General features: G+C 70.7%; 22 protein-coding genes. 13 read left to right on the top strand and 9 right to left on the bottom strand.

What is annotated here, in order from left to right:
- Positions 1–15: 15 nt before the first annotated feature.
- On the bottom strand, positions 16–2,739 hold the full coding sequence (locus HS041_RS29985) for an ATP-binding protein (protein WP_196444174.1): 2,724 nt from the start codon (positions 2,737–2,739) through the stop codon (positions 16–18).
- 302 nt (positions 2,740–3,041) lie between these two features.
- Between HS041_RS29985 and HS041_RS29980 the strand changes: the two genes are divergently transcribed.
- On the top strand, positions 3,042–3,551 hold the full coding sequence (locus HS041_RS29980) for a GNAT family N-acetyltransferase (RefSeq protein ID WP_196444173.1): 510 nt from the start codon (positions 3,042–3,044) through the stop codon (positions 3,549–3,551).
- Positions 3,552–3,595: 44 nt separating this feature from the next.
- Here HS041_RS29980 and HS041_RS29975 read toward each other — a convergent pair whose 3' ends face one another.
- Positions 3,596–3,862: a dsRBD fold-containing protein gene (locus tag HS041_RS29975; RefSeq protein WP_196444382.1), complete on the bottom strand. Its 267-nt coding sequence runs from the start codon at positions 3,860–3,862 to the stop codon at positions 3,596–3,598.
- A 221-nt stretch (positions 3,863–4,083) separates the two neighbouring features.
- Here HS041_RS29975 and HS041_RS29970 point away from each other — a divergent pair, with 221 nt between their 5' ends.
- Complete coding sequence (locus HS041_RS29970) at positions 4,084–5,325, top strand: GNAT family N-acetyltransferase (protein ID WP_196444172.1); 1,242 nt, start codon at positions 4,084–4,086, stop codon at positions 5,323–5,325.
- A 124-nt stretch (positions 5,326–5,449) separates the two neighbouring features.
- Here HS041_RS29970 and HS041_RS29965 read toward each other — a convergent pair whose 3' ends face one another.
- From HS041_RS29965 to HS041_RS29955, 3 genes are all read right to left on the bottom strand, one after another.
- Positions 5,450–6,118, bottom strand: coding sequence for a GAP family protein (locus tag HS041_RS29965; protein WP_196444171.1), 669 nt, complete (start codon positions 6,116–6,118; stop codon positions 5,450–5,452).
- A gap of 202 nt (positions 6,119–6,320) precedes the next feature.
- Positions 6,321–6,887 carry an alpha-amylase inhibitor gene (locus HS041_RS29960; protein WP_196444170.1) on the bottom strand — a complete coding sequence of 189 codons (567 nt, stop codon included), beginning with the start codon at positions 6,885–6,887 and terminating at the stop codon, positions 6,321–6,323.
- Positions 6,888–7,996: 1,109 nt separating this feature from the next.
- Positions 7,997–8,248: a hypothetical protein gene (locus tag HS041_RS29955; protein WP_196444169.1), complete on the bottom strand. Its 252-nt coding sequence runs from the start codon at positions 8,246–8,248 to the stop codon at positions 7,997–7,999.
- A gap of 604 nt (positions 8,249–8,852) precedes the next feature.
- On the opposite strand from HS041_RS29955, the gene HS041_RS29950 reads away from it, so the two are divergent.
- The 8 genes from HS041_RS29950 to HS041_RS29915 all read left to right on the top strand — a co-directional run bounded on the left by HS041_RS29950 (position 8,853) and on the right by HS041_RS29915 (position 16,102).
- A complete protein-coding gene (locus HS041_RS29950) occupies positions 8,853–10,208 on the top strand; it encodes a transaminase (protein ID WP_196444168.1) in 1,356 nt (451 codons plus the stop codon).
- Complete coding sequence (locus tag HS041_RS29945) at positions 10,205–10,693, top strand: Lrp/AsnC family transcriptional regulator (RefSeq protein WP_196444167.1); 489 nt, start codon at positions 10,205–10,207, stop codon at positions 10,691–10,693. Before HS041_RS29950 ends, HS041_RS29945 begins: the two co-directional genes overlap by 4 nt.
- Before the next feature lie 130 nt (positions 10,694–10,823).
- Positions 10,824–12,011, top strand: coding sequence for a methyl-accepting chemotaxis protein (locus HS041_RS29940; RefSeq protein WP_196444166.1), 1,188 nt, complete (start codon positions 10,824–10,826; stop codon positions 12,009–12,011).
- A gap of 221 nt (positions 12,012–12,232) precedes the next feature.
- A complete protein-coding gene (locus HS041_RS29935) occupies positions 12,233–13,201 on the top strand; it encodes a tyrosine-type recombinase/integrase (RefSeq protein ID WP_196444381.1) in 969 nt (322 codons plus the stop codon).
- 144 nt (positions 13,202–13,345) lie between these two features.
- Positions 13,346–13,558 (top strand): DUF6203 family protein, encoded by a 213-nt coding sequence (locus HS041_RS29930; RefSeq protein WP_196444165.1) that lies wholly within the window; start codon positions 13,346–13,348, stop codon positions 13,556–13,558.
- A gap of 54 nt (positions 13,559–13,612) precedes the next feature.
- Positions 13,613–14,533, top strand: a complete 921-nt coding sequence (locus HS041_RS29925; RefSeq protein ID WP_196444164.1) for an ABC transporter ATP-binding protein — start codon at positions 13,613–13,615, stop codon at positions 14,531–14,533.
- Between the two features lie 2 nt (positions 14,534–14,535).
- Positions 14,536–15,294 carry an ABC transporter permease gene (locus HS041_RS29920; RefSeq protein WP_196444163.1) on the top strand — a complete coding sequence of 253 codons (759 nt, stop codon included), beginning with the start codon at positions 14,536–14,538 and terminating at the stop codon, positions 15,292–15,294.
- A 4-nt stretch (positions 15,295–15,298) separates the two neighbouring features.
- Positions 15,299–16,102, top strand: coding sequence for an ABC transporter permease (locus HS041_RS29915; RefSeq protein WP_196444162.1), 804 nt, complete (start codon positions 15,299–15,301; stop codon positions 16,100–16,102).
- A gap of 82 nt (positions 16,103–16,184) precedes the next feature.
- Here HS041_RS29915 and HS041_RS29910 read toward each other — a convergent pair whose 3' ends face one another.
- A complete protein-coding gene (locus HS041_RS29910; protein ID WP_230879857.1) occupies positions 16,185–19,502 on the bottom strand; it encodes an ATP-binding protein in 3,318 nt (1,105 codons plus the stop codon).
- Between the two features lie 124 nt (positions 19,503–19,626).
- Between HS041_RS29910 and HS041_RS29905 the strand changes: the two genes are divergently transcribed.
- Together HS041_RS29905 and HS041_RS29900 are read left to right on the top strand one after the other, a co-directional pair.
- The gene (locus HS041_RS29905; RefSeq protein WP_196444161.1) at positions 19,627–20,055 is read left to right on the top strand and encodes a DUF4267 domain-containing protein; all 429 of its coding nucleotides are present in this window, start codon (positions 19,627–19,629) and stop codon (positions 20,053–20,055) included.
- Positions 20,056–20,128: 73 nt separating this feature from the next.
- On the top strand, positions 20,129–21,508 hold the full coding sequence (locus HS041_RS29900; RefSeq protein ID WP_230879856.1) for an FAD-binding oxidoreductase: 1,380 nt from the start codon (positions 20,129–20,131) through the stop codon (positions 21,506–21,508).
- On the opposite strand, the gene HS041_RS29895 is transcribed toward HS041_RS29900, so the two are convergent.
- Positions 21,421–21,795, bottom strand: a complete 375-nt coding sequence (locus HS041_RS29895; RefSeq protein ID WP_196444160.1) for a DUF952 domain-containing protein — start codon at positions 21,793–21,795, stop codon at positions 21,421–21,423. The genes HS041_RS29900 and HS041_RS29895 overlap by 88 nt on opposite strands.
- 118 nt (positions 21,796–21,913) lie before the next feature.
- Positions 21,914–23,074, bottom strand: a complete 1,161-nt coding sequence (locus HS041_RS29890; protein WP_196444159.1) for a thiolase family protein — start codon at positions 23,072–23,074, stop codon at positions 21,914–21,916.
- Between the two features lie 83 nt (positions 23,075–23,157).
- Between HS041_RS29890 and HS041_RS29885 the strand changes: the two genes are divergently transcribed.
- Positions 23,158–23,610, top strand: a complete 453-nt coding sequence (locus HS041_RS29885) for a winged helix-turn-helix transcriptional regulator (protein WP_196444158.1) — start codon at positions 23,158–23,160, stop codon at positions 23,608–23,610.
- 35 nt (positions 23,611–23,645) lie between these two features.
- Here HS041_RS29885 and HS041_RS29880 read toward each other — a convergent pair whose 3' ends face one another.
- Positions 23,646–24,206: a GNAT family N-acetyltransferase gene (locus tag HS041_RS29880; RefSeq protein ID WP_196444157.1), complete on the bottom strand. Its 561-nt coding sequence runs from the start codon at positions 24,204–24,206 to the stop codon at positions 23,646–23,648.
- Positions 24,207–24,277: the final 71 nt, after the last annotated feature.

The following is a 24,277-nucleotide window of genomic DNA, read 5'->3' as shown; positions in this document are numbered from 1 at the left end:
CGGCTCCTCCACGGCTCACGCCTGCGGAGGGTCGCCGTCCCGGGGCGGGTCGTCCGGGACGGGCAGGGTGAAAGCGAAGCGGGCGCCGCCGCCGGGGTTGTCACCGGCGGTGATGGTGCCTCCGTGGCGCTGGACGACCCGCTGGCAGATGGCCAGGCCCAGGCCGGTGCCGGTGTAGCCGGTAGCGGCCCGGTGGAACCCTGCGAAGATCGCCTGATGCTCGCCCGGCGGGATGCCGATGCCCCGGTCGGCGACCTCGATGCGGGCCCAGCCCGGCGGGGCGGGATGGGCGGTGATGTCGACGCGTGCGGCCTGACCGGGCGGAGTGTATTTGACCGCATTGCCGATGAGGTTGTTGATCAGCTGGCGGACCAGAGGCGTGTCGGCGTGCACCACCGGCAGCGGCCCGGCATACACCTGCGGCGGCGGACGGCCCTGGTCGGTGGCCGCGGTGGCCAGGTGCTCGGCGACGACCTCCCCGACCAGCGTGTTCAGGTCGATGTCGGTGAGGGTCAACGTGGCGTCGCGTGCGGTGGCATAGGCGAGCAGGTCGTCGATGAGACGGCTCATCCCGGTGACCGCGGTCAGGATCCGCTCCAGATGCCGGACGTGGTCGTGGGCGACGATGCCGCTTGAGCCGCCGGCGGCCGACACCGGCGGACGGGGGCCGGCCGGCTGGTCCGCCTGGTCCGCTCCGGCCGATTCGGTCAGGTCCTCGTGGAGGAGCTCGGCGAACCCGCGCACCGTGGCGAGGGGGCGTTTGAGGTCGTGGGCGACGATGCCGGCGAACGCGGCCAGTTCGGCCTCGCGCTCGCGCAGTGCGGTGATGGTGAAGGAGGAGGCGACCGCGCCGATGATGTCACCGCCGGAGTCCCGCAGCGGCCGGGCGTGCAGCATGATGACGTGCCGGTTGCCGTCCGGCAGGGCCACCACGACTTCCAGACCGGCGAAACCCTCGCCGTGCAGGGCCCGCACCAGCGGATTCTCCTCAAGAGGCATCGGTGTGCCGTCGGAGTAGGACATGCCCAGCAACGAGATGGTCTCGGCGATGGTCAACGGCCGGGCGTCGACCGGCAGGACGGCACGGGCCACCCGGTTGGCGTGCACGATCACCCCGTCGGAGTCGCAGGTGATCACACTGACGTCGATGGCGTCCAGCACCTGCGTCAGGTAGGCCTCCTGCGCGGCCAGCTCATCGCGGGCGGTCCGCAACTCGACCTGGTCGGCCTGCAGGGCGGCGGCGGCGTGGGCCAGCTGCTGCTCGGCTCGGGTACGGGCGGTGATGTCGTGGAAGACCGCCACCGCGCCGCTCTGCCCGGCGGCGGTGTCCAGGGGCCGGGCCGACACCGAGATGATCACCCCGTCGGGGTGGGCGTCGTTGCGGATCAGCATCGGCACCTGCTCGACGTGCTCACCGGCCAGCGCCCGTACCAGCGGCAGCTCCTCGGTCGGGAACGGAGCCGACCCGTCGGGGGTGAAGATGCCGTAGTGACGCTGCCAGGAGGCGATCTCGTTGGTGTCCAGACCGGTGCCGAGAATGACCCTGGCGGCGGGGTTGTGCAGCAGGAACGTCCCGTGCTCGTCGACGACGCCCACCCCGTCGCTGATGCTGTCCAGGACCGCGCTCATCAACGCTGCCTGGCCGCGTGCGACGGTCTCGGCGGCACGCAGGTCGGCGGTGGCCGCCTTCACCTGCGCGCGTGCCCGAGCCCGGCCGCTGCCCAAAGTGAACACCAACGCCGCCAGCAGCAGGCTGAGCGTGACACCGACGGCGGCCGTCGCCGGGCCCAGCAGTCCGCGGCTGCCCGGTACCCGCCCGCGGGCGGCCGAGAGCTCCAGTTCCCAGGACTGCTGGGCGATCGGGAGGCGGATGCCGCGACGCAGGTCTTTCACCCCCGCCGTCGTGAGCGAGGCGACGGTCACCACGGTGGCGTCGCTCTGGCGGGCACGCAGATGCACATCGACGCCGTAGGTGATGCGCTGCAGCACGGCGCCGAGGAAGTCCTGGCCGTGCAGGCTCATCATCACCCAGCCCGCGAACGACCGCTCACGGCTGCTGCCGCCGTCGGCGGGCACGTAGACCGGGGCGGCCAGCACGAACGACAGCTGCCGCGGCCCGGCGGCCCGGTCGCCGCCGGGCAGGTGGAAGGCGTCGGACACGGCCACCTGCCCGCTGCGGCGCGCCTCGGCCAGTGCCTGGGCGGGCGCGGCGACGTGGGTGATGTCGGTGCCGAGCACAGGAGCGGCACCCGGCACCAGTTCCCGGCTCAAGACGAAGAAGACGTGCTCCTCCGTCCGGTCGGTGTGATCGTGGGGCTGCAGCCTCAGCGCGGGCACGCCGCGCGCCCGCCAGCGCTCCTGCACCTTCGGAGTCTGGGCGTCGGTGGCGGACACCAGGAAGCTGATCGAGGCGGCACCGGGCAGGCGGGCCTGCCGCAGCGGCCCGGTCAACCGGGCGAAGGCCGTGCCGGTCAGCGGCGCCACCGTGCCCGCCGCCTCGGCCACCAGACGCAGCGCATCGACGTGGCGGCCGGTTTCGGCGGTGAGCACCTCACGCATCAGCTCGGTGCGCCGCCGCATCGTCTCCTCGGCGGCGTCCTGCTGCATGCCGTACAGGATGCCGACGGCCACGGCCGTCACCCCGATCCCGGCCGCGGCCACCAAGAGCGCGGCCAGCACCGCCAGCGTGGTCGCCGACCGGGACAGCCGGCGGATGCGGTACCTGATCGCGTGGTCCACGTCGTGTTTTCCTCACCGCCCGCTGGTCAGGTCTCCCGCGCGGATGCGGGCGCCGCCAACGGCACCCGCAGACCTGGGTACCTGGCCCGTACCGCAGTCGGAGGCAAGGGAAAACCCCGCTCGCCTGCGCTCCATACCGGCAATCGGGAAGCTGACGGTAAAGGCCCCGGGCCGTCGATCGGACGGCCGGACAGCAGATCGCGCACGGAGACGGGGAGCAGCCGGACGAACGCCGGCGGCCACGCTGCACGGGTCAGGCAGGCCGGCGCTCGAAGAATCCGCCGGAAGGTAGGCTGGCGGCCGTGGATCATGTCCTGACAACCGGGCGGCTCGTGCTGCGCCCGGTGACCGAACACGACCACGCCGGGCTGCTGGCCCACTGGGGCGCCCCGCAGGTGCGGCGGTTCCTGTTCGACGGACAGGCCCCGTCCCCGGCGCAGGTCACCGGCATCATCGAAGACAGCCTGCGGGGCTTCGCCGAAGCCGGATACGGCCTGTGGCTGATCCGGGAGATCGGCGAGAGCGACCCGGTCGGCGCGGTCGCGCTGCGGCCGCTGGAGGACGCCGGACCCGGGAGGATCGAGATCCTCTACAGCCTGGCGCCCGCCGCGTGGGGCCACGGGTACGCCACCGAGGCCGCCCGCGCCGTCATGGAGCACGCCCTCGGCCGGCTCGGCCTGCCCGAGGTGCTGGCCGAGGTCGACGAGGGCAACACCGCGTCGGCCGCGGTCGTCGAGCGGCTCGGCATGACCCCGTACCAGGTGGTACCTGGCCTGCTCGGCCCGATGACCCGCTACCGCAGGACACGCTGAGCCGCCTCGGGTGGTCGGCCGGTCCGGTTGGGGGTGCGGCGGGGTCAGCCGGCCCCGCGCGCAGCCCCCGCCAGCCGCGCCACGTCCTGCGCGCCGTCCTCGATCAGCTTCGCGGCCAGATCGGACAGCGCCCGCCCCGCCGCCAGTTCGTCGCCTATCCCCGCGACCGGCTGGTCGCTCGGGTTGCGCCGGGCGTGGGCGACACTCTCGTGCCGCACCCCGTCGTGGGACAGCACCGCTCTGGCGGTGGTGACGTCATCGTTGTCGTCTTCCTCGATGAATACCTGCACATCCCACTGCTTGGTCTGCATCACGAACACCTCCTCGTTAAAGCGTCCCCCTCCCAGACAAGCGGAAAAAGAGCACTTGACCGGGACAAAACCAGATTTAGCACGCCCTGTACCGAACTCCGCCACCCACCCGGAACCCGGCCACCCGCCACCACCGCCCCTGGGGACAGCCCCGCCACCCACCGGACCCGCATGGTGAAAACCAATGGACGCAACCGACCACACGGTGGAATAGTCCCGCCGTGACCGCCACCACAGCTTCCCCCGCCCTACCCGTCCCCCTCCCCGACGGCCTCATCCTGAGAGAAGCGCAGCCCGCAGACCTCGACCAGATCGGAACACTCCTCGCCGAACGCGGCGAACCCGCCGACTCCCTCGACCACCGGCTGGTCGTCACAGACCCCGACGCCGGCTGGCCGGCCTGCGCCGTGGTCGTCGACGGCGACCGAGTCGTCTCCACCGCGACACTCCTCGACGAAGAAGTACGCATCGCCGACATCCGCCTGCCCTCCGGCCAGGTCGAACTGGTCGCCACCGACCGCGAATACGAAGGACGCGGACTCGTACGGGCACTCATGCGATGGGCCCACAACCGCTCCGCCGCCCGCGGCCACGTCATACAGGCGATGATCGGGATCCCGTACTTCTACCGGCTGTTCGGCTACGAGTACGCCATCGACATACCGCCCGCACTGACCGTGCACACCCCGCCGCCCGGCGAGGGAACCCCCGCACTGCGCCCCGCCCGGCCCTCCGACATCCCGGCCATGGCAGCCCTGCAGGACACGACCCAGAACCGGTTCGACGTGGCCATGCCGCACTCGCCCGCACGCTGGCGATGGCTGCTGGCCCACGAGGCCAGCACCCTGTGGGTCCTCGAGCACGCCGACACCGTCATCGCCACCGGGCGCACCACACCCCCCGAAGACGACGAACTGCTCCTGGCCGAAGCCGCCGCACTCGACGAGGCCGCGGCACGGGAACTGCTCCGCGGCGTCACCGCACTGGTCCCCGACGGGCAGGCACAGGTCGTCCACCGAGCCGGCACCGTGACCGCCGCCGCCTGGCACGACTTCCTCACCCACGAACCGCGCCGACAGGCGGAGCAGTACTACATCCGCATCCCGGACGTCACAGCACTGCTGGACCGGCTGCGGCCACTGCTCTGGCACCGCCTCACCGCAGCCGGGATAGACCACACCGGCCGCGACATCGTCATCTCCACCTTCGGCGCCCACTACCGGATCCCGGTCCACGCCGACGGCCTCGGCGCGGTCACCGCCGGCGGCGCGATGCAGGGCCCCGCAGCGGTGGGAGGCGCCGGAGTGGCACCCGACTACCTGCCCGCCCTGCTGTTCGGCCCGCACGGCATCGAAGGCCTCAGCCGGATCCGGCCCGACGTCTACACCGCGCAGGAAGAACTGTTCCAGGCACTCTTCCCACCGCTCACCGCCGATGTACTCAGCTACTACCTGCCGTACTAAGACCCGTCCCGTGAACCACGGGGGCCAGTCCGGGTGATGATCAGCAGGACCTGGCAGCGGTAGATGACCGCGTGCCTGGCACGGCGGGAAGCCGGCACGCGGTGACACTCCATCGCAAACAGGCCTAGCGCTGCAGATGGGACCAGGCGTCCAGGGTCAGAATGACTCCGGCGATGCCCATCGCCCAGCCGACCGCCGACGCCGAATTCCTCAGCAGCCATGCGCGCAGCTTTTCGAGCCGGGCCTCCAACCGCCCGCCCGCCACAGCACGGGCACCCATGAGAGCCAGCGCGGGAAGGACCATGACCACGACGTAGGCGGCGAGCACGGGAAGCCACGACACAGCAGCCAGACCGGCCTTGGTGAGAAGGCCGATGGCCGCCAGGTAAGGGACCATGGTGGCGACCTCCACCACCCCGGCGGTGAGCGCCAGCAAGAGCACGGCTCCATGACCGCCGAGCCGCGGCTCCCACAGCGGCTTGTAACCGCGCTTCCTGGAATCGAACCGCCAGCTCAGCGCGAAGAGGCCCACGCCGACGGCCAGCTGGATCCAGTAGGCGGTACGGCTGTAGAGCACGTCGTGGAAGGTGGTCAGCAGGGCGTCCAGGCCGAGCATAAGACCGACGCCGACCAGGAAGTAGAAGCAGGCGATGGCGGCGAGGTAGAGCAGCAGGCGACCGGTGACACCGCGCCCGCCGGTGAGAAGGAGGACGAGCGGCACTCCCAACGTGCCGAAGCTGGTGCTGTCGACGAGCGCGAGGGCCGCCAGCCCGACAAGCAGTCCGACCGACATGCTCCGATCATGCAGCCCTTTGGGCGGCGGCCGCCTCCTTCCCCGGGCCCGGCTTGCCGTACACCTTTGTGCGTATGCGCACAGTGCGGTCGACACGCCTTCGGACACCACCCGCGGGACACGACGCTCGCCTGAGCGCCGGCGACGACCCGGCCGCCCATCGGGCCCGATCGTCGCCGGCGCTCCGTATCCGCCGCTGCGCTCAGAAAGCAGGCCGGACGTGATGAGTCCGGCCACCGGTACCGGTGTGATTGGCTCCGGTGGACCAGACGCGGTCGTTGATCAGAATCTTGTACTCGAAACGCTGCCCCTTGGGGATGCCCACGACGGCACACTCCCACAGGTCGGCGGCCCTGTTGACGCACTCACGGCCGACGCTCCAGCTCAGCGGAGGGATGTCACCGCGGATGGTGATCGTGTTGCCGAATCCGGCATCGTGGTGAACGAGCACGATGCTGTCACCGACGCACATCTCGAGGCGATCGAGACTGCCGTGGGGACCGATGTGCCCGGAACCGACAGTGGCCGTCTGCCCCGCCGCCAGGAAGACGCAGCTTCCCCGGTGCCCGTCCTGGTAGACGAGCCTGAAGGCCAGACCGTCGGCACAACCGTTGGTGGCCATCGTGTAGCGCCAGTCCTGCCCGTAGGACAGGCAGGCGGGAACGACCGCGCCGGAGTCCGACCGGGCGCCGGCAGGGCCGGCGACGCCCAGCAGGGCGGTGAAAGCGACACCGACGCACGCCAGCATCATGGTGAATCGAGATGTCATGCGCTTCTCCTCGTGGAGTGGGGGAGGACTCGTAACGCGCGTGATTTTCGGTACCGGAGCCTGATCCGGGCACCGAAAACACCGGGAGGCGCACCCGGGCGGTAATCCGGGGAAACGGATCACCGCCCGGGCGGCCCGCCGTCAAACCATCACCCTGTCATTCGGCCGTCACTGCCAGGAGTCATTCCTGCTGGCGGTTCCGACCGGGGGAGTGGTGAACGTCCGAACCGGCCGGGACCGCCAGGGCGCCCATGGCAGCGATGAGAGCGGCGACGAGCAGAAGCCCTGCCGGACGCGACCGACCCGTGCGGTTTTCCGTGTGTGTTCGGCCGGGTGTGGTGACACCGTGAATTCTCCCTGGTCACTGACGGATGAGGACAGCCGTGGACGCCGTTGCTGCGGCGTCGGCGTCCACGGGACTCGCGGAGCTCCTTGCGATCTTGAATCTTGCCCGGCCTCCATTAAGGCTGCAAGTCCTTGTGGAAAGTTTCTGAAAGCTTGCATGACACGGTTCACTTCGAACAAGTAACGCAGAGCGGTAAAAGACCGCTGAAGAGCCCTGTTGTCCACGACCTCAAAAGGATCGCTTCCTTGTGAGAAGACTCACAACGGCATTCACGGCAGCCGACCACCCCTTGCGGTCGACCGGATCCCGCAATCCACAAGGAAATATTCCGAAAGCCCGCACAGACGAGAAACCGGTGGGGCCGCCGTTCGCCGACGCACCCGACCGCCGGAAGTCATCCCGGAGCCGCCCGGCCGGGAACCGACAGACTCATCAGTCGCCTTCGGCCGGGTGCCCGTCGCGCACAGAAGAAGGCTCACACCCCGCCGGGAATGCCCCTCGCACTCAACCAACGCCGGACATCCTTCCGGACCGGCAGGGGAGCGGAGTCGGAAGCGGACGCAGAGGCAGAGGCAGGCGCCGGAGGCCCGTGCCGGGGGCAGCGCGACCGGGCGCACGCCTGCCTCCTCGTCGCAATCGCATGCGCGACCACGCGGTGCGGAGCGGCCACGAGACAAGAGGACAAAAGTCGCATTTACTCCCATACCAGACAGAATTAGCCTTCTGTCTGGTATGGGAGTTTCTTCGCGGAGCGGGGTTTCCGTCAGAGGCGGCGGACCAGTCGGGAGGCCGCCCGGTGACTCATCCCGGTCTCACCGCGGATCAGGAAGACCGCCTCGTCGAACTGGCCGGTGTCCTTCAGCTCGCGCGCCTGGCTCACCAGCTCCGGCCCGAGATCACCACCGAGAAGAGCGTTGCGGGGCTTGTGGGTCAGCCGTACCGCGAACCAGATCAAACCCATGATCACCACCACGACGACCGCGGTGAGCGCGATGATCCTGATCATGTCCGCCATAGATCGAGGATAGCCCCGTCGATCGGTCGCTGTCTGTAGTGCGGCGAGCGTGCGGCAAGACAGACGTGCTCGCCGTACGGAGGTCGGCGGGGTTCCGGGCGTGCCGGCCCCTTCTCTGACGTAAGTGATGCATAATCGCACTTATGCATCACTTATGCATCACTTGTGATGTCCTCCCCTCACGCCCCAGGCGGACCCGCCGCAGCCGCACAAGCGAGACCGGACGCACCCCCGCCCCATCGGGTGCGGGGCCACCGGGCGAGAGGCCACCGAGGAGCCGTCCGATCGTCGCAGCGCGCCGCGTCAGGCATCATGACGTCGACGTCGCGGCCTCAGGCTTCGGGCTTCGGGCTTCGGGCTTCGGGCTTCGGGCTTCGGCGACGATGCCCACAGTGATGCCCACAGCGCTCCACCGCGAGCCGTCCGCTCTGCCGTCTCCGACTCGGCCCGCTCTGGCCCGCTGCCGGCGGACCCGCATCCGCGGCCTTCCCTGTGGCGGGCCTCCTCCCCCGGCCTCCTGTGAAGAATCTTGCGTGCTGCTGTAGCTTGGCTTTATATTCCATCAGGATTACGGGCACTCACATTTTTTTCTTAGGCGGAAACAATGATCGACCGTAGTCGTCTGGCTCAGCTCCTCGAGCGTGAACGCCGCGACTTCCGCGAGCGCAACCCCCGCTCGGCAGCGGCTTACGAGCAGGCGCGCGCCCACCTGTTCGGAGGCGTGCCGATGACGTGGATGAACAAGACCGCCGCGGGTTTCCCCCTCTACCTGTCCGAGGCCCGGGGCGCCAGGGTCGTCGACGTGGACGGCCATGAGTATGTCGACCTGTGCCTGGGCGACACCGGCGCCATGGCTGGGCACTCCCCCGCGCCCACGGTCGAGGCGGTCACCGAGCGCTTCGCGCGCCGCGGCGGTGCGACGGTGATGATGCCCACCGAGGACGCGGCCTGGGTCGGCGCCGAGCTCGGCCGCCGCTTCGGCGTGCCGTACTGGAGCTTCTCGCTGACCGCGACCGACGCCAACCGGTGGGCCATCCGCCTGGCCCGGGCCGTCACCGGCCGGCCCAGAATCCTCGTCAACAGCTACTGCTACCACGGCAGCGTCGACGAGGTCCTCCTGGTCGTCGGGCCGGACGGGCGGGCGGTGGCGCGTGAGGGCAACGTGGGGGCTCCCGTCGATCCGACGCTCACCTCCCGGGTGGTGGAGTTCAACGACCTGGCCTCTCTGGAGCGGGAGCTGGCCCACGGCGACGTGGCGGCGGTCCTGATGGAGCCCGCCCTGACCAACATCGGCATCGTGTTGCCCCGGCCGGGCTACCTCGAGGGGGTTCGCGAGCTGACCCGCCGGTACGGCTCGCTGCTGATCAACGATGAGACGCACACGTTCTCGGCCGGTCCCGGAGGGTGCACGCGCGCCTGGAGGCTGGAGCCCGACGTCGTGACGATCGGCAAGGCCGTCGGCGGCGGCATCCCGAGCGGCGGGTACGGGCTGTCAGCGGAGGTGGCGGCCCGCGTCGAGGGCATGAGCGGCCTGGACCTGGTCGACATGGGGGGCGTCGGGGGCACGCTCGCCGGCAATGCGCTTTCGATCGCCGCGATGCGCGCCACCCTGGAGTATGTGCTCACCGACGAGGCCTTCGCCGCCATGGAGGGGCTGGCGGTCCGCTTCACCGAGGGCGTGCTCAAGGTCGTCGACGCGCACGCCCTGCCGTGGTCGGTCGTCCGGCTCGGGGCGCGCGCGGAGTACCGTTTCACCAGCCCCGCTCCTCGCAACGGTGGCGAGTCCAACGCCGCGGCCGATCCCGATCTCGATGACTACCTGCACGTCTACCTGGCCAATCGGGGCGTGCTGCTGACGCCGTTCCACAACATGGCGCTGATGTGCCCGGCCACCACCGCCGCCGACGTGGACCGGCACAACGAGGCGTTCGCAGACGCGGTGAGGGAACTGGCCGGGTGAGCGGGGCACGCGAGCGGCCTGCGCGGGGCGGCACGCCGGCCGGCCTGGACGAGATCGACCGGATCGTGCTGCGCGAGCTGCAGCGGGACGGCCGGATCTCCTACACCGCGCTGGCCGAGGTGACCGGGCTGTCGGCGCCCGCCGTACGGCAGCGCGTGCAGCGGCTGCGCGAGGAGGGCGTCGTGCAGATCGTCGGGGTGACCGATCCGATGGCGCTCGGCCTGCCGGTCATGGCCCTCATCGGCGTGCGCGTCGACAGCGACGTGCACGCCGTGGCCGACCGCGTCGGTGAGCTGCCGGGCGTCATCTACGTGGTGCTCACCTCGGGTTCGTTCGACATGTTCGTGGAGGTGGTGTGCGAGGAGCCCGGTGAGCTGCTGGCCGTGCTCAACGACCACATCAAGCGGGTGCCGGGGGTCACCCGGGCCGAGGCGTTCACCTACTTCGGCATCCACACCCACCGGTTCGCCTGGCCCGGTTCCTGACCTGTCACCGATCGAGCGCAGGAGAGGTGACCGGTCGGGGTCTCGGTGGTTTTGCCGAATCGTTCTCGTCGGGGGTTCAGCTGCCCGCCGGGCGCGCCGATGGATCGTCGGAAGCATAGGAGGGCCTGTCATGCACCGGTTCGTGGAACGGATCCCGGCGAAGGTTCGCAATCTCGTCGTGCTGCTCGGCTATATCGGCGGTCTCGTCACGCTGAGCGTGATGGGCGGTGGTGCGGCCGATGAGGCGGCCGCGTCGCTGCCGGTCGGGGCACCTGCCCGGGATGGGCTGGAGTCCTTCTCCCGGGTCGCGTTCTGGCTGCCGGTCGTGCTGGTCCCGATCGCTGTGTACCTGCAGCTGTCGGTGCAGCTGACCGTCGTCAAAGGTCTCAGGCACGCCGCGAAGGTGGCGATGGCGGCCGCTGAGGGCGACATGACGCAGCGTATGGAGATCATGGGTAAGGATGAGCTGGCGCTGCTGGCCCGGTCGTTCAACACCATGACCTCCCAGGTGGGCGGGACCATCCGGGGCATGCGGGAGACCGCTGACCGGCTCGAGGGGGCCGCCGCCAGGCTGGAGAGCGGCAGCGACGCGATGTCCGGTTCGGTCGGGCGGACGGCGGCCGAGCTGGAGACGGTCTACCGCTCCGTTCAGCGTTCGTCTCACGACCTCACCGGGATCGCCGCGGCCACCGAGGAGATGCACGGCGCGATCGGGGAGATCAGTGTGAACACCGCCGCGGTCTCGACGGCGGCCGCCGAGGCGGTGACGAGCACCGGCCAGGCCGTTGCGGACGTCGATCGGCTGCGGGAGTCCAGCCGCCGCATCGGTGAGGTGGTGCGTGCCATCACCGCCATCGCCTCGCAGACCAATCTGCTGGCGCTCAACGCCACGATCGAGGCGGCCCGGGCGGGTGAGGCCGGTCGCGGGTTCGCCATCGTTGCCGGTGAGGTCAAGGAGCTGGCGCAGGCCACCGCGAAGGCGACCGACGAGATCACCGGGCGGATCGGCGATATTCAGGTCAGTACGGAACGCGCCGTGGGGACCGTGGCGGGCATCGGTGCGATCATCGAGTCGATCGCCTCTCACCAGGGTGTGATCGCTGCTGCGGTGGAGGAGCAGACCGCCGTCACCAGCGCCATGGCCGGTGGTGCCGACGAGGTGTCGCGGAGCGCTACGGCTATCGCTGCCGCGATCACCAATGTCCGTGACGCCGCCGGGCATGCCGGCGAGGTCACGGAGCAGACCCGTTCGGCCGCCGCGGAGCTGGCCTCGATGTCGGCCGAGCTCACCCGGCTGGCGTCGTCGTTTCGCTGCTGAGGGCTGCGGCCGGTGTCGGGTCGGCTCCCCCGCGTTCCGGGATGGCCGGTGGGGCGGGCTCGGTGGCTGTGATGCGGGTGGGCGCTGAGGTTGTACGGCGTGCCGGGGCCGCGCTGCGCGACTTTTGGCCGATAATCCGGCGTATGTGCCGCCTGCGTCCCTGCGGGGGCGCCGTCTACCCCCCGTGGGAGGTCGCCGTGGATCGTGACCCGCTGGTGCTCATGCGCGTGCCTGAGGCGATACAGGAGTTCCTCGCGTCGCTGCGCACCAAGAAGCTGTCCGGGCACACCGTGGCGGGCTATGAGCGTGACCTGCGGGCGGTCACCGAGATCGTCGCCCGGGAGGCGGGTGTGCCGGTGGCCGATGTGGAGGTGCGCCGTCTCACGGGGCGTGTCGTGCGTACGGCGTTCGCCGGCTTCTCCGGTCCGCGCTCGGCGGCGAGCGTCAACCGGGCGTGGAGTGCCTGGAACCAGTTCCTCACTTTCTGTGTCGCCGAGGGGTTGCTGGAGGGTAATCCGATGGCGGCGGTCCCCCGGCCGCGTCAGCCCGCCAAGGCTCCGAAGCCGCTTCTGGGGGACGGCAGTGCCTCGGCGACGTTGCTGGAGCGGATCGCGGAGGGCGCGCGCAGGGCGCGGGATCCGTGGGTCGAGCGGGATCTCCTCGTCCTGGCGTTGGCGCTGGTCACCGGTATGCGTTCGGCGGAGTTGCTGGGTTTGACGGTGGGGTCGATCGGCGGCTCCCCCGGTGACCGGCGTGTCCAGGTTGTCGGTAAGGGCGGCAAGACGCGTTCGCTGCCGATCGAGCCGCCGATCGAGCGGCTTGTCGAGCGTTATCTGGACAGTCGTCTTTCGCGGTTCGGCCTGGCTTCGCTCCCCCGTTCGGCGGCGTTGCTGGTCGACAACGGCAATGAGCCGTTGCGGCGGGGCGGGCTGCAGTATCTGGTCCGGCAGTGTTATCGCCATGCCGGGGTGCACGATCGGGTCCAGCGGGGCACGCTGGTGCACGCGTTGCGGCATGAGTTCGCGACGCGGTTGGCGGAGCGTGGTGCTTCGGCGCATGAGCTGATGGAGTTGCTGGGGCATTCCTCGATCGTCACGGGTCAGGCGTATGTGGCGTCGACGGCTCGTGAGGTGCGGCAGGCGGCGAGGGCCAATCCGGTGTATGGGGTGATTGACCGGCTGGGTGATTGATTGTCTTTGGGCTTGTCTGTTTTATGTGTTTTGTCCAAACCTATCGCCTTTACAATGTAGATTTATAAATGCGCTGTGTCGGCCTGCCGGCACGAGAGACTCCTTCCGGGCATGGACCGCTTGGCCCCGGGCAGTGGACGCCGCATGAAGAACTTCTTCAAAGTCGTGGTGGTCCGGTGGTTGTCGCGCACTCCCCTGGGTCTGGCCCTGCTGGGTGTGGGCTGGTTGCTCGGCCGGCGCAGGAAGCGCCGGGCCCAGGCCGACGCCGCCTGGAGCGGCCCCGACTCGGGCAACCGGCGTGACAGGTCCCGCGCCGGACGGAAAGCGGCCGTGAACCGCTCCCCCGTACGGCGATAACACGGCGATAAATCGCTTGCGGGATTGTCGGACGGCTCTGTTACGGTCGCGGGCGTGTCTGAACAACCCCTCATCTACGCCCGCGGTCTGGTCAAGCGGTTCGGTGACTTCACCGCCGTCGACGGCATCGACCTGGAGGTGGCGCCCGGCGAGGCGTTCGGTTTCCTGGGGCCCAACGGCGCCGGGAAGTCCTCGACGATGCGCATGATCAGTTGCGTCTCCCTGCCGACAGGCGGTGAGCTGCGCATCCTGGGCCTGGACCCGGCGCGGGACGGATCGCGCATCCGGGCGCGGCTGGGGGTGTGCCCGCAGCTCGACAACCTGGATCCCGACCTGAGCGTGCGGGAGAACCTGACGACCTACGCCCGGTACTTCGGGCTGTCGAAGGCGCAGGCGCGCAGCCGGGCCGACGAGCTGCTGGATTTCGCGCAGTTGCAGGAGAAGGCCTCCAGCGCGGTGGAACCCCTGTCGGGCGGGATGAAGCGGCGCTTGACGATCGCGCGGGCGCTGGTGAACGACCCGGATCTGGTGCTGCTGGACGAGCCGACGACCGGGCTGGACCCGCAGGCGCGCCACCTGTTGTGGGAGCGGTTGTTCCGGCTCAAGCAGCGGGGCACGACGCTGGTGCTGACGACGCACTACATGGACGAGGCCGAGCAGTTGTGCGACCGGCTGGTGGTGATGGACGGCGGGCGGATCGTGGCCGAGGGGTCGCCGCGGTCGCTGATCGAGACATACTCCACGCCCGAGGTGGTGGAGCTGCGCTTCGCCGACGGGGTCGACTACGCCGGCAAGCTCGAGGGGATCGGGCGGATCGACCCGTTGCCCGACCGCATCCTGCTGTACGCCGACGACGGGGACGCCGCGGTCGCGGAGGTGCACCGGCGGGGGCTGACCCCGTCGAGCGTGCTGGTGCGCAGGTCGTCGCTGGAGGACGTGTTCCTGCAGCTGACCGGCCGGACGCTGGTGGACTGACGATGGCCCATCCGACGGTGGCCGTGCTGGAGCGGCACCTTCATCTGTACCGGCGGCTGTGGCGGGCCTCGGTGTTCTCCTCCTTCATCCTGCCGGTGCTGTTCCTGGTGAGCATCGGGATCGGGGTGGGAGGTTACATCGGCGACATCGAAGGAGAGGACTACCTGGTCTGGATCGTGCCGGGGGTGATGGCCTCGACGGCGTTCCAGATGGCCATCGGCGAATCGACCTACTCGGTGCTGGGCGACTTCAAGTGGGTGCGCGCCTACCACGCGATGCGCGCGACCCCGGTCGAGATCAGGGACATGGTGGCCGGATGGATGTTGTACATCCTGTTCCGGGTGGAGATCGCCGCCGTGGTGTTCCTGGGGATCACAGGCCTGTTCGGGGCGTTGCGCTCGCCGTGGGCGGTGGTGACGCCGCTGATCGCGGCACTGGTCGCGGTCGCGGCGGCGGCGCCGGTGACGGCGTTCGCGGCGAGCATCGACCAAGACAGCTACTTCGCGCTGCTGTTCCGGTTCGTCATGATCCCCTCGACACTGTTCGCGGGGGTGTTCTTCCCAGTGGAGCAGCTGCCGGAGGCCCTGCGCCCGCTGGCCTATCTGTCCCCGCTCTGGCACGGGGTGGAGCTGAGCCGTGCGGCGACGATCGGAGTGGCTCCCCCGTGGCCGGCGGCGGTCCATGTGGGATACCTGCTGGCGTTCGCCGCGGCGGGACTGCTCTGGGCGGTCTCCGCCTTCCGTAAGCGACTTCAGGACTGAGGGCATGGTTACCACGATGCTGGCCGCCCGGATCTCTCCCTCCCGGGTGGGCGCGGTGATCAACCGCAATGTGGGGGCGTTGCGCAGCGGGCCCTCCTACTGGCTGGTGCTGGTGTCGGGCTTCTTCGAGCCGGTGCTGTACCTTCTGTCGATCGGCGTCGGGGTGGGCGCGCTGGTCGGCGAGCTGAGGCTGCCGAGCGGCCGGGTGGTCGAGTACGCCGAGTTCGTCGCCCCGGCGATGCTGGCGGTGTCGGCGATGTCCGGGGCGCTGGCGGAGACCACGTTCAACTTCTTCTTCAAGATGAAGTACTCCAAGACCTTCGAGGCGGTCCTGGCGACGCCGGTGAAGCCGTTCGAGATCGCGGTGGGCGAGCTGGCGTGGGCGCTGGTACGCAGCTCGGTCTACACGGGGGCGTTCCTGGTGGTGATGGTGGCGCTGGGCCTGACGTCGCCGGGCTGGGCGCTGGCGGCCTTTCCTGCGACGTTGCTGGTGGGGGTGGCGTTCGGCGGGGTCGGGATGGCCATCAGCACGCTGATGCGCGGCTGGCAGGACTTCGACATGCTGACGACCGGGCAGTTCGCACTGTTCCTGTTCTCGGGGACGTTCTCCCCGGTGCAGGACTACCCGGCCGCGTTCGAGGTCGTGGTGGCGGTGACGCCGCTGTTCCACGCGGTGGAGCTGGTGCGGGGGCTGGCCATCGGCGAACTCGGCTGGGGGCTGCTGGGGCATGCGGCGTATCTGGTGGTGATGGGGGCGGCGGGGCTGGCCTTCGCGGCGCGGCGGATCCAGCGGACGTTGTGCGTGTAGACGCCGGACGGTCTCTGCACGCCGCCCGGCGGCACCCCGGTCCGGGCGAGGCTGCACGCGGTCGGGTGGGACAGCCGCGTCCTCAGGTGGGCCGGTGTCGCGGCGCAGCCGGCGCGGGTCGTGGCGGTGGCGGGGCAGGCGAGGAAGTGATCGACGGCTTCGGCCGCGCTGGGCCCGCCCTGGCCGTCCGCAACCGGGCCTCGGCGGCCCAGTGGGGCGCGTTCCATTGGTCGGCGATGGTGGCGGCCTGGGTGAAGTGGGCGGCGGCCTCGTCGGTGCGGCCGAGGAGGACGGCCAGATCGCCGAGGGTGTGGGCGACCGGGCGCAGCGCCAACGACAGGCTCGTTGCACCCGCCGGGGGGGCGTTGCGGTGCGGAAGCAGCGTCGCGTAGATCTCCTCGGCGGCGTCGCGGTCGTTCAAGGCGACGATGGCCATCGCGCGCAACGTTGTGAGGAAGGTGAAGAAGAAGTCAGGGCGGATCGGGCTGGCTGACAGGCGGACCTCGCGGGCTTCGGCGTCCAGGCCGTTGGCGTGGAGGGCGAGCGCGAGCAGGTCGGAGGCCATGGGGCCGAGCGCCGCGTGGAGGGCGCGCACGTCGTCCAGGTGCGCACCGAGCGTGCCGTCGTTCAGCCGGATCGTGGCCAGGGCGAGTTGGAGAAAGCCCGTGTGCACCGATCCGGCGCGCCGCATGCCCTCGTCGGCCTTGATGTAGAGGAGTTCGGCGTCGGCCGATCGGCCTTCGATGAGCGACAGGGTCGCCAGCGTGATCTCGGCGGCGGCGATCGCCTCGCGCATTCGGTAGGTGCGCGCGAGGTCCAGCGCCTCGGTGGCCACCCGGTGCACGGTCACCGGGTCGTTGGCGGCGGCGGCGACGCCGGCACGGTTGAGCAGCCCGGTGACGCGGTAGACCGGCAGGTCGTGCTCGGTGCCGATCTCCACGAGCTCCCGGCAGAGCTCGGCGTCGCCGTGGACTCCCGCCAGGATCTCGAGTGCCGCGGCCCGCAGCCGGGGTTCGGTGGCGAGGTCGAGTGCCTCCTGCGCTGCCTCCACGACCGTCGGGTCGTCCTCGCCGACCAGTTCGTGCGCGTACGCCGTCAGGAGCCGGGACCGCGCCGAAGGGGGCAGGTCACGCTTCAGCAGGCGGCTCAGGCGGTCGACGATGGGCCGGTCCACCGTGCCGTACGTGCGGGCCTGCCAGGCGGTCGGCTCTGTCCACGCGGTGAATGCGGCGATCATCAGGTCGTCGCGGCCCAGGGACTCTGCGTACTCCACGGCTTCACGGCGTGTCTCGCGGGCGGCCCCGACGGCTCCCGCCCGGATCTGCGCGCGCAGCAGCCTGCCGAGCAGTTCGACCCGTTCGCCCGGTCCGGTCGAGTTGGTGACGGCGTCGGTGAGGAGGTCGGCCGCCACGTCGTGGGCGTAGCGGGCCTCGGCAAGCTCGGCGGCCTGGACGCAGTAGCCGACGGCCTTCGGTGAGCCGGCACGCGTGTGGTGGTGGGCCAGCGCCGCGATGTCGTCGGTTCCCTCAAGAGCGGCGGCGATCCGGGCGTGCATCCGGGTGGCACGCAATCTGCTGAGGTCAGCGACGAGCGTGTCCCTGACGAGGGCGTGGACGAAGCGGATGAGGCCTGGGCCGGGCTCGTCGAGGAGCCCGGCGATGACGCCCGCGTCCAGCGCGTCCATCACGCCGTCCTCGTCGGTGTCGGCGGCCTTGACGAGGACGTCCACTGAGCTTTCCCGGCCTGCGACCGCGGCCAGCCGGAGGACGGACACGCCTCCTTCGGGCAGGCGCGCGAGCCGGCGGCGCAGGACGTCCCGTACGCCTTCGGGGACCTCCGAGAGGGCGACCAGCGCGCCTTCGCCGTTCAGCAGCCGGGCGCTTTCGCGCACGTAGAACGGGTTGCCGCCGGTGCGCTCGGCGATCCTTGCGATGGTCTCCTCGTCGGCCTCGCATTCGGTCCGTACGAGCTCCGCGACGGCCTCGTCGTTCAGCCCCGGCAGTGCCAGGCGGAGGGGCGTGGCGCGCGCGACGGAGGCCAGCGTTTCGGTGAGGTGCCCGCTCTCGTCCGCGCGGTACGCGGCGACGACCAGGATCGGGGCCCGTATGCCGAGGCCGCCGCCGAGCAGCTCCAGGGTGGCGGCGTCCGCCCAGTGCAGGTCGTCCAGCACGACGGCGACCGGGCGTTCCGCGGCGACCGCCGCGAGCCACTTCCACACGGCTCGGCGCAGCCGGAACCGTCCGGCGGTGGCGTCGTCGTCCGCCGGTCCGGTGTCGGTGAGCAGCGGCGCGAGGTCGCCTGCGAACTCGCCCGGGGACCTGGTCGCGGCGGCGGCTCTGAGCACCTCAGTCCAGGCCCACGCGGGTGGCGCGCTGTCGACCTCGGGGCAGTGGCCGACGGCGACCAGCCACCCGTCACGTTCGAGCCGCCTGCCGAGGTGTTCCAGCAGCGTCGACTTGCCGAGCCCGGCCTCGCCGGTGACAAGGGCGATGCGGATGCCGTCGGTGGCGGCCGTGGTGGCGGCCGTGACCAGTGCCGACAGCTGTGCCTCGCGTCCGACGAACGGCGCCTGCACGATCGGAGCCGGCCGCGGTGCGGCCGGCGGGGGCGGTGGCAGTGGCAGTGGCAGTGGCACGGTCTCGCGCATGACGTCCGTGCGTTGGGTGAGGATCGCCTCCTCCAACGCCGTCAGGTCCGGGCCAGGGTCGAGCCCGAGCTCCTCGGCGAGGATGCCGCGGGCGCGGCGGAGCGTCGCCAGCGCGTCGGCTTGGCGGCCGCTGCTCCACAGTGCCAGGGCGTGCAGCCGCCAGCCTTCCTCGCGCAGGGGCTCGTCGCGGGTGAGCCGCTCGGCCTCGGGAACCACCGCGGCGGGGTCGCCGATTCGCAGACCCGCCGCGGCGTGCAGTTCGGTGGCGACCAGGCGCAGCTCGTTCAGCCGGGCGGTCTCGGCGGCGGCCCACGGCTCGTCGGCGACCTCGGCGAACGCCGGTCCCTGCCACAGCCCCAGCGCCTCGGCGAGCCGAGCCTGGGCGAGGCGCGGGTCGGTGTCCGTACGGGCTTGGTCGAGCAGGTCCTCGAACCGCCACGCGTCCACCGACTCCGGCGGCAGCCGCAGCGCGTAGCCGGGCGCCGCGCTCACCAGCAGCCGGGCCGGCGTGCGCGGCGGACGTCCGGGCTCCAGCAGCCGGCGCAGGTTGGACACGTACGCCTGCAAGGACATCAGCGCTCGCGCGGGCGGCTCCCCGCGCCACAGGTCCTCGATCATCCGGTCGACCGGCACGACCTGCCCGCGCGCCGCCACCAGCAACGCCAGCACGCCCCGTTGCCGCGGCCCGCCCAGGGGAACGGGCTCGCCGCCGACCTCGGCCCCGAAAGAGCCCAGCACCCGGATGAAGACCATGATCCGCACATTTTACGTGGACGTTCCAAGTCGACTCCAAATCCCCTCCAAACACCCGGGAGCAGCCTGAACACGTCGCAACCGATGAACCCTGCCCAGTCTGAACGTCACGAGGAGAAGAACCATGTCGCTGAAGAACGTCAACACCGTCCTGGCCACCGCCGTGGTCCTGTTCACTCTCTACCTCGGGACGTCCTTCATCCTGATCCCCGCAACGCAGGCGCCGGGCTTCGGCCTGCCGACCTGGCCCTCCGGCGACGGCGGCGGCTTCCTCAACGTGAAGGGCAGCCGCGAAATCGCGATGGGCCTGGCCATGGGCGTCCTGCTGGTGACGGGCCACCGCCGCGCCCTGGGCTGGGTCCTGCTGATGGTGGCCGTCGCCCCGTTCGGCGACATGGCTATCGTCCTGGCCCACCACGGCTCCACGGCCGCCGCGTTCGGCGTCCACGGGCTGACCTCGGCGCTGATCGCGGTCACGGGCCTGCTGATCCTCCGCGAGACCGGCAAGGCCCAGGAGGCCGCCGCCCCGGCGCCGGCCGGGCAGCCCGCCTGACGTCTACGCCCCGAAGGGGTCCGAGAACACGTATTCCTCCGCATTTTCTGAGAACTCGAAAAGGGAGACGACGATGACGACCAACGATCTGCGCGGTGTCCTCAAGGGGCGCGTGCTCCTGGCCGACGACGACGGCTTTGAACAGGCGGCCACCGCGTGGAACCTGACTGTCAGGCAGCCGGTGGCGGCCGTGGCGGAGGCCGCGGATGCCGATGACGTGGCGGCGCTCGTGCGTTACGCGCGGCGGGCGGGTATGACGGTGACCGCGCAGCCGAGCGGGCATGGCGCCTCGGGTGATGTGGAAGGCCTGATCCTGTTGCGCACCGGCCTGCTGAACGAGGTGGAGATACGCGCGCAGGAGCGCGTGGTCCGGGTGGGCGCGGGCGCGAAGTGGGGGCAGGTGCTGGCGGCGGCCGGTCCGCTGGGCCTGACCGGCCTGGCCGGCAGCGCGCCGGGGGTCAGCGTGACCGGCTACACCCTGGGCGGCGGGGTCGGCTGGTTCAGCCGCAAGTACGGCTTCGCCTCCGACAGCGTGCAGGCCATCGACATCGTGGACGCCGATGGCGAGCCGGGCCGGGTGACCGCCGAGTCCGACCCCGAGCTGTTCTGGGCGCTGCGCGGCGGTGGCGGGGACTTCGCGGTGGTGACCGCCCTCGAACTGGAGCTGTATCCCGCGCCGGCCCTGTACGGCGGGCGCGTGATCTGGCCGGAGCACCGGACCAGGGAGGTGTACGACGCGTTCCTGGAGATCACCGCCGAGGCGCCGCGTGAACTCAGTGTCTGGATCAACCGGCTCCAGCCACCCGGCGCGCCGCCGATGGTGACGCTGGATCTGGCCTACCTGGGTGAGGCGGCTCAGGGGGAGGACCTGCTGGCGCGCATCGGCAAGATCGAGGGCGCGATCTCCGACAACCGCGGCGTCGTCCCGGTTGCCGACCTGGGCGACATCGCCGCCGAGCCCACCGATCCGGCCCCATCCGTCGCTCGTGCGGAGTTGCTCACCGGCCTGGACGCGGACGCGGTGGAGCTCCTGCTGGCCAAGCCGGTCGAACCGCTCATCAACATGCAGATCAGGCACCTGGGCGGGGCGCTCGCCGAGCCGGGCGGCGGGGCCGGTGCGAGCGGTGCGGTGGCCGAGCCGTACCTGCTCGGTCTGCTGGGCCTCGGCCTGCCGCACGCGGCCGAGGCGACGCGCGCCAAGCAGGCCGAGGTCGTGGCCGACCTGGGGGCCTACATCAGCGGCCGCAAGCCGTACACCGTGCTGTCCCCCGGCGACACGGCGGCGAAGGCCTTCTCCGGCAGCGCACTCGCGCGACTGCGGGAGATCAAGCGGGCCCGTGACCCGCACAACGTGTTCCGCGCGAACTACCCGGTGCCTGGAAATTTCCCCAGGACGGCAGCGAGGCCGAACGGGACGGCGGAGATCACGGCGGAGACGGGGATCGGCCCGTAGACGTGCGGGAAGACCTCCCCTCCCGCCCCCTCCCGCCCGGGCCCGCCCGGTCCGGCCGGGGCCTCGTAGCGCACGTCGAGTCCGGTGGGATCGACGCTCAGGAGGGTCAGCGGCTCGGTGACACCGCGGTAGAAACGGTGGACGACGCCGTCGAGCTGGACCCGGTCGGCGCAGGCGTGGATGAAGCCTTCTTGCTCGAGGGTGCGGCCGAGGGTGGAGATGCGGTACTCCCCCACCGCTCGGGCGGCGTCCCAGTCCGCGGTGAGGGCCAGGTGCAGGATGGTCATGGGATCAAGTGTGCCCGGCCCGTACGGCCCGCACCGGGTGAGGGGGGTACGGCCGCACGCCGCGGCGGCACGCACGAGCCCGGGCGGCCTCTCCTCGGGGACGGCCGGCGGGCCGGCCTCAGGAGACGCTTTCCAGGATGACGGCGTTGGCCAGGCCACCCGCCTCGCACATGGTCTGCAGGGCGTAACGGGCCCCGCGCTGCCGCATGGCGCTGACCAGCGTGGTCGTGATGCGCGCGCCACTGGCGCCGAGGGGATGTCCCAGGGCGATGGCGCCGCCGTTGACGTTGACCTTGCCGGGATCGGCGCCGGTCTCCTGCAGCCAGGCCAGCACGACGCTGGCGAAGGCCTCGTTGACCTCGAACAGGTCGATGTCGTCCAGACTCAGCCCGGCGCGGCGCAGGACTTTCTCGGTGGCGGGGATGACGCCGGTGAGCATGAGCAGCGGGTCGGAACCGGTGACGGCGAAGGAGTGCAGCCTGGCCAGCGGGCGCAGGCCGAGGCGGGCGGCCGTCTCACTGGTGGTGATCAGTACGGCCGCCGCGCCGTCATTGATCGGGCTGGAGTTGCCCGCGGTGACCGACCAGTCGATCTGCGGGAAGCGCTCGGCGTAGGCGGGGCGGAAGAAGGCGGGCTTCAGGCCGGCGAGGATCTCCACCGATGTGCCGGGCCGCACCGACTCGTCCGTGGCATGCCCGCCGATGGGTGCGATCTCCTCGGAGAAGTCCGCCGCGGCGGCCTTGGCGTGGGAGCCGGCGGAGAAGGCGTCCATCTGCTCGCGGGTGAGCGACCACTTGGCCGCGATCAGCTCGGCGCTGATGCCCTGCGGGAGGAGCCCTTCGGGGAAGCGCTCGGCGATCCCGGGACCGAAGGGGTCGGTCCCCGCAAGGACGTTGGACCCCATCGGGACCCGGCTCATCGACTCCACACCGCAGGCGACGACCAGGTCGTAGGCGCCGGAGATGACACCCTGCGCGGCGAAGTGGACGGCCTGCTGGGAGGAGCCGCACTGGCGGTCCACGGTGACGGCGGGCACCGAGTCGGGGAACCCGGCCGACAGCCAGGCGTAGCGGGTGATGTTCATGGCCTGCTCGCCGACCTGGTCGACGCAGCCGCCGATCACGTCGTCGACCAGGGCGGGGTCCACCCCGCTGCGCTCCACCAGCGCGCGCAGGGTATGGGCGAGCAGTTCCACCGGATGGATCCCGGCCAGTGCGCCGCTGGGCTTGCCTTTGCCTATCGGGGTCCGTACGGCGTGCACGATGACGGCGTCGCGCATCGCATCCTCCTGTCAGTTGGAAAACTGGACCCACTGTAGACGAGTGCGTTGGATTTTCCAATGCACTGCCGTACCCTGGACACATGACAGCGGCACGCCCCTGCTCGATCGCCGACGCCCTCGGCGTGGTCGGCGAGAAATACTCTCTGCTCATCCTGCGCGAGGTGTTCCTCGGCGTACACCGCTTCGACGCGATGGTCCGGGCCATCGGCGCCCCCCGCGACATCCTGGCCACCCGCCTGCGGCACCTGGTCGAGGCCGGAGTGCTGGAGAAGGTCTGCTACAACCAGCGGCCACCGAGATACGAATACCGCCCGACCTCAGCCGGACGGGAACTCCAAGGAGTCCTGCACCTGCTGCGGCAATGGGGCGACCGACACCTGACCGACCGGCCCCCGGTGGTGTTCGAGCACTCCTGCGGCGCGGCGCTCGACCCCGTCGTGGCCTGCCGCTGCTGCACCCAACCCGTCACACCCGACTCCCTGACGATCCGCTCCCGGATCCCCGAATGGGACGCGGCCACCACCACGAGGTGACCCCGACGGCCCCGCAGCGCCGTCAGCATCCGAATTCAGCGGCGAGCCTGCCACTCGCGGCGCAGGATCGCGTAGACCACCTCGTCGGTCCACTCCCCCTTGACCCACTCGTTCTCCACCAGGTGCGCCTCGCGCCGCATGCCCAGCCGCTCCAGAACCCTGGCCGAGGCGGTGTTGCGGCCGTCGATGCGACCGGTCACCCGGTGCAGGCCCAGGCCGTCGAACCCGAGCTCCAGCAGAGCGCGCCCGACCTCGGTGGCGTACCCCCTGCCGTGGTGATCGGGGTGCAGCACATAACCGATCTCGCCGGCGCGATGGGTACGGCTGTGCCAGAACAGCAGGCCGTCGCCGATGACCTCACCCGTCGCGGCGATCTCCACCGCCAGGGAGAGCGCCTGACCCTCGTCCAGGAGCGCCGTCTGCGCGAGCTTGGCCTCCAGCGACTCGCGGACCTGCTCCCGATCGCGGGCCTCCCAGTACAGATAGCGGGTGACCTCGGGCAGCGACTGCACGGCATGCAGGGCGTCCAGGTCGCCGAGGGTGAAGGGACGCAGGAGAAGCCGGTCGGTCCGGATCGGATAGGAGGGCTTGAACATCCGGCCAGCCTAGAACAGGGCGAAGACGACGGGCGATGCAATAAAGTCCCGGCTCCCGCCTTGCCGCCTGG

Source organism: Planomonospora sp. ID67723 (assembly GCF_015711605.1).
Classification (GTDB): domain Bacteria; phylum Actinomycetota; class Actinomycetes; order Streptosporangiales; family Streptosporangiaceae; genus Planomonospora_A.
The sequence above is the reverse complement of the archived record's forward strand: the minus strand, read 5'-3'. Positions and strand labels throughout refer to the sequence as shown.

Bases quoted from the DNA above. Each gene is read 5' to 3' on its own strand.
- HS041_RS29975 (WP_196444382.1), bottom strand. From the start codon at position 3,862: ATGCAGACCAAGCAGTGGGATGTGCAGGTATTCATCGAGGAAGACGAC.
- HS041_RS29965 (WP_196444171.1), bottom strand. From the start codon at position 6,118: ATGTCGGTCGGACTGCTTGTCGGGCTGGCGGCCCTCGCGCTCGTCGAC.
- HS041_RS29960 (WP_196444170.1), bottom strand. From the start codon at position 6,887: ATGACATCTCGATTCACCATGATGCTGGCGTGCGTCGGTGTCGCTTTC.
- HS041_RS29955 (WP_196444169.1), bottom strand. From the start codon at position 8,248: ATGGCGGACATGATCAGGATCATCGCGCTCACCGCGGTCGTCGTGGTG.
- HS041_RS29950 (WP_196444168.1), top strand. From the start codon at position 8,853: ATGATCGACCGTAGTCGTCTGGCTCAGCTCCTCGAGCGTGAACGCCGC.
- HS041_RS29940 (WP_196444166.1), top strand. From the start codon at position 10,824: ATGCACCGGTTCGTGGAACGGATCCCGGCGAAGGTTCGCAATCTCGTC.
- HS041_RS29935 (WP_196444381.1), top strand. From the start codon at position 12,233: ATGCGCGTGCCTGAGGCGATACAGGAGTTCCTCGCGTCGCTGCGCACC.
- HS041_RS29930 (WP_196444165.1), top strand. From the start codon at position 13,346: ATGAAGAACTTCTTCAAAGTCGTGGTGGTCCGGTGGTTGTCGCGCACT.
- HS041_RS29920 (WP_196444163.1), top strand. From the start codon at position 14,536: ATGGCCCATCCGACGGTGGCCGTGCTGGAGCGGCACCTTCATCTGTAC.
- HS041_RS29915 (WP_196444162.1), top strand. From the start codon at position 15,299: ATGGTTACCACGATGCTGGCCGCCCGGATCTCTCCCTCCCGGGTGGGC.
- HS041_RS29910 (WP_230879857.1), bottom strand. From the start codon at position 19,502: ATGGTCTTCATCCGGGTGCTGGGCTCTTTCGGGGCCGAGGTCGGCGGC.
- HS041_RS29905 (WP_196444161.1), top strand. From the start codon at position 19,627: ATGTCGCTGAAGAACGTCAACACCGTCCTGGCCACCGCCGTGGTCCTG.
- HS041_RS29900 (WP_230879856.1), top strand. From the start codon at position 20,129: ATGACGACCAACGATCTGCGCGGTGTCCTCAAGGGGCGCGTGCTCCTG.
- HS041_RS29895 (WP_196444160.1), bottom strand. From the start codon at position 21,795: ATGACCATCCTGCACCTGGCCCTCACCGCGGACTGGGACGCCGCCCGA.
- HS041_RS29890 (WP_196444159.1), bottom strand. From the start codon at position 23,074: ATGCGCGACGCCGTCATCGTGCACGCCGTACGGACCCCGATAGGCAAA.
- HS041_RS29885 (WP_196444158.1), top strand. From the start codon at position 23,158: ATGACAGCGGCACGCCCCTGCTCGATCGCCGACGCCCTCGGCGTGGTC.
- HS041_RS29880 (WP_196444157.1), bottom strand. From the start codon at position 24,206: ATGTTCAAGCCCTCCTATCCGATCCGGACCGACCGGCTTCTCCTGCGT.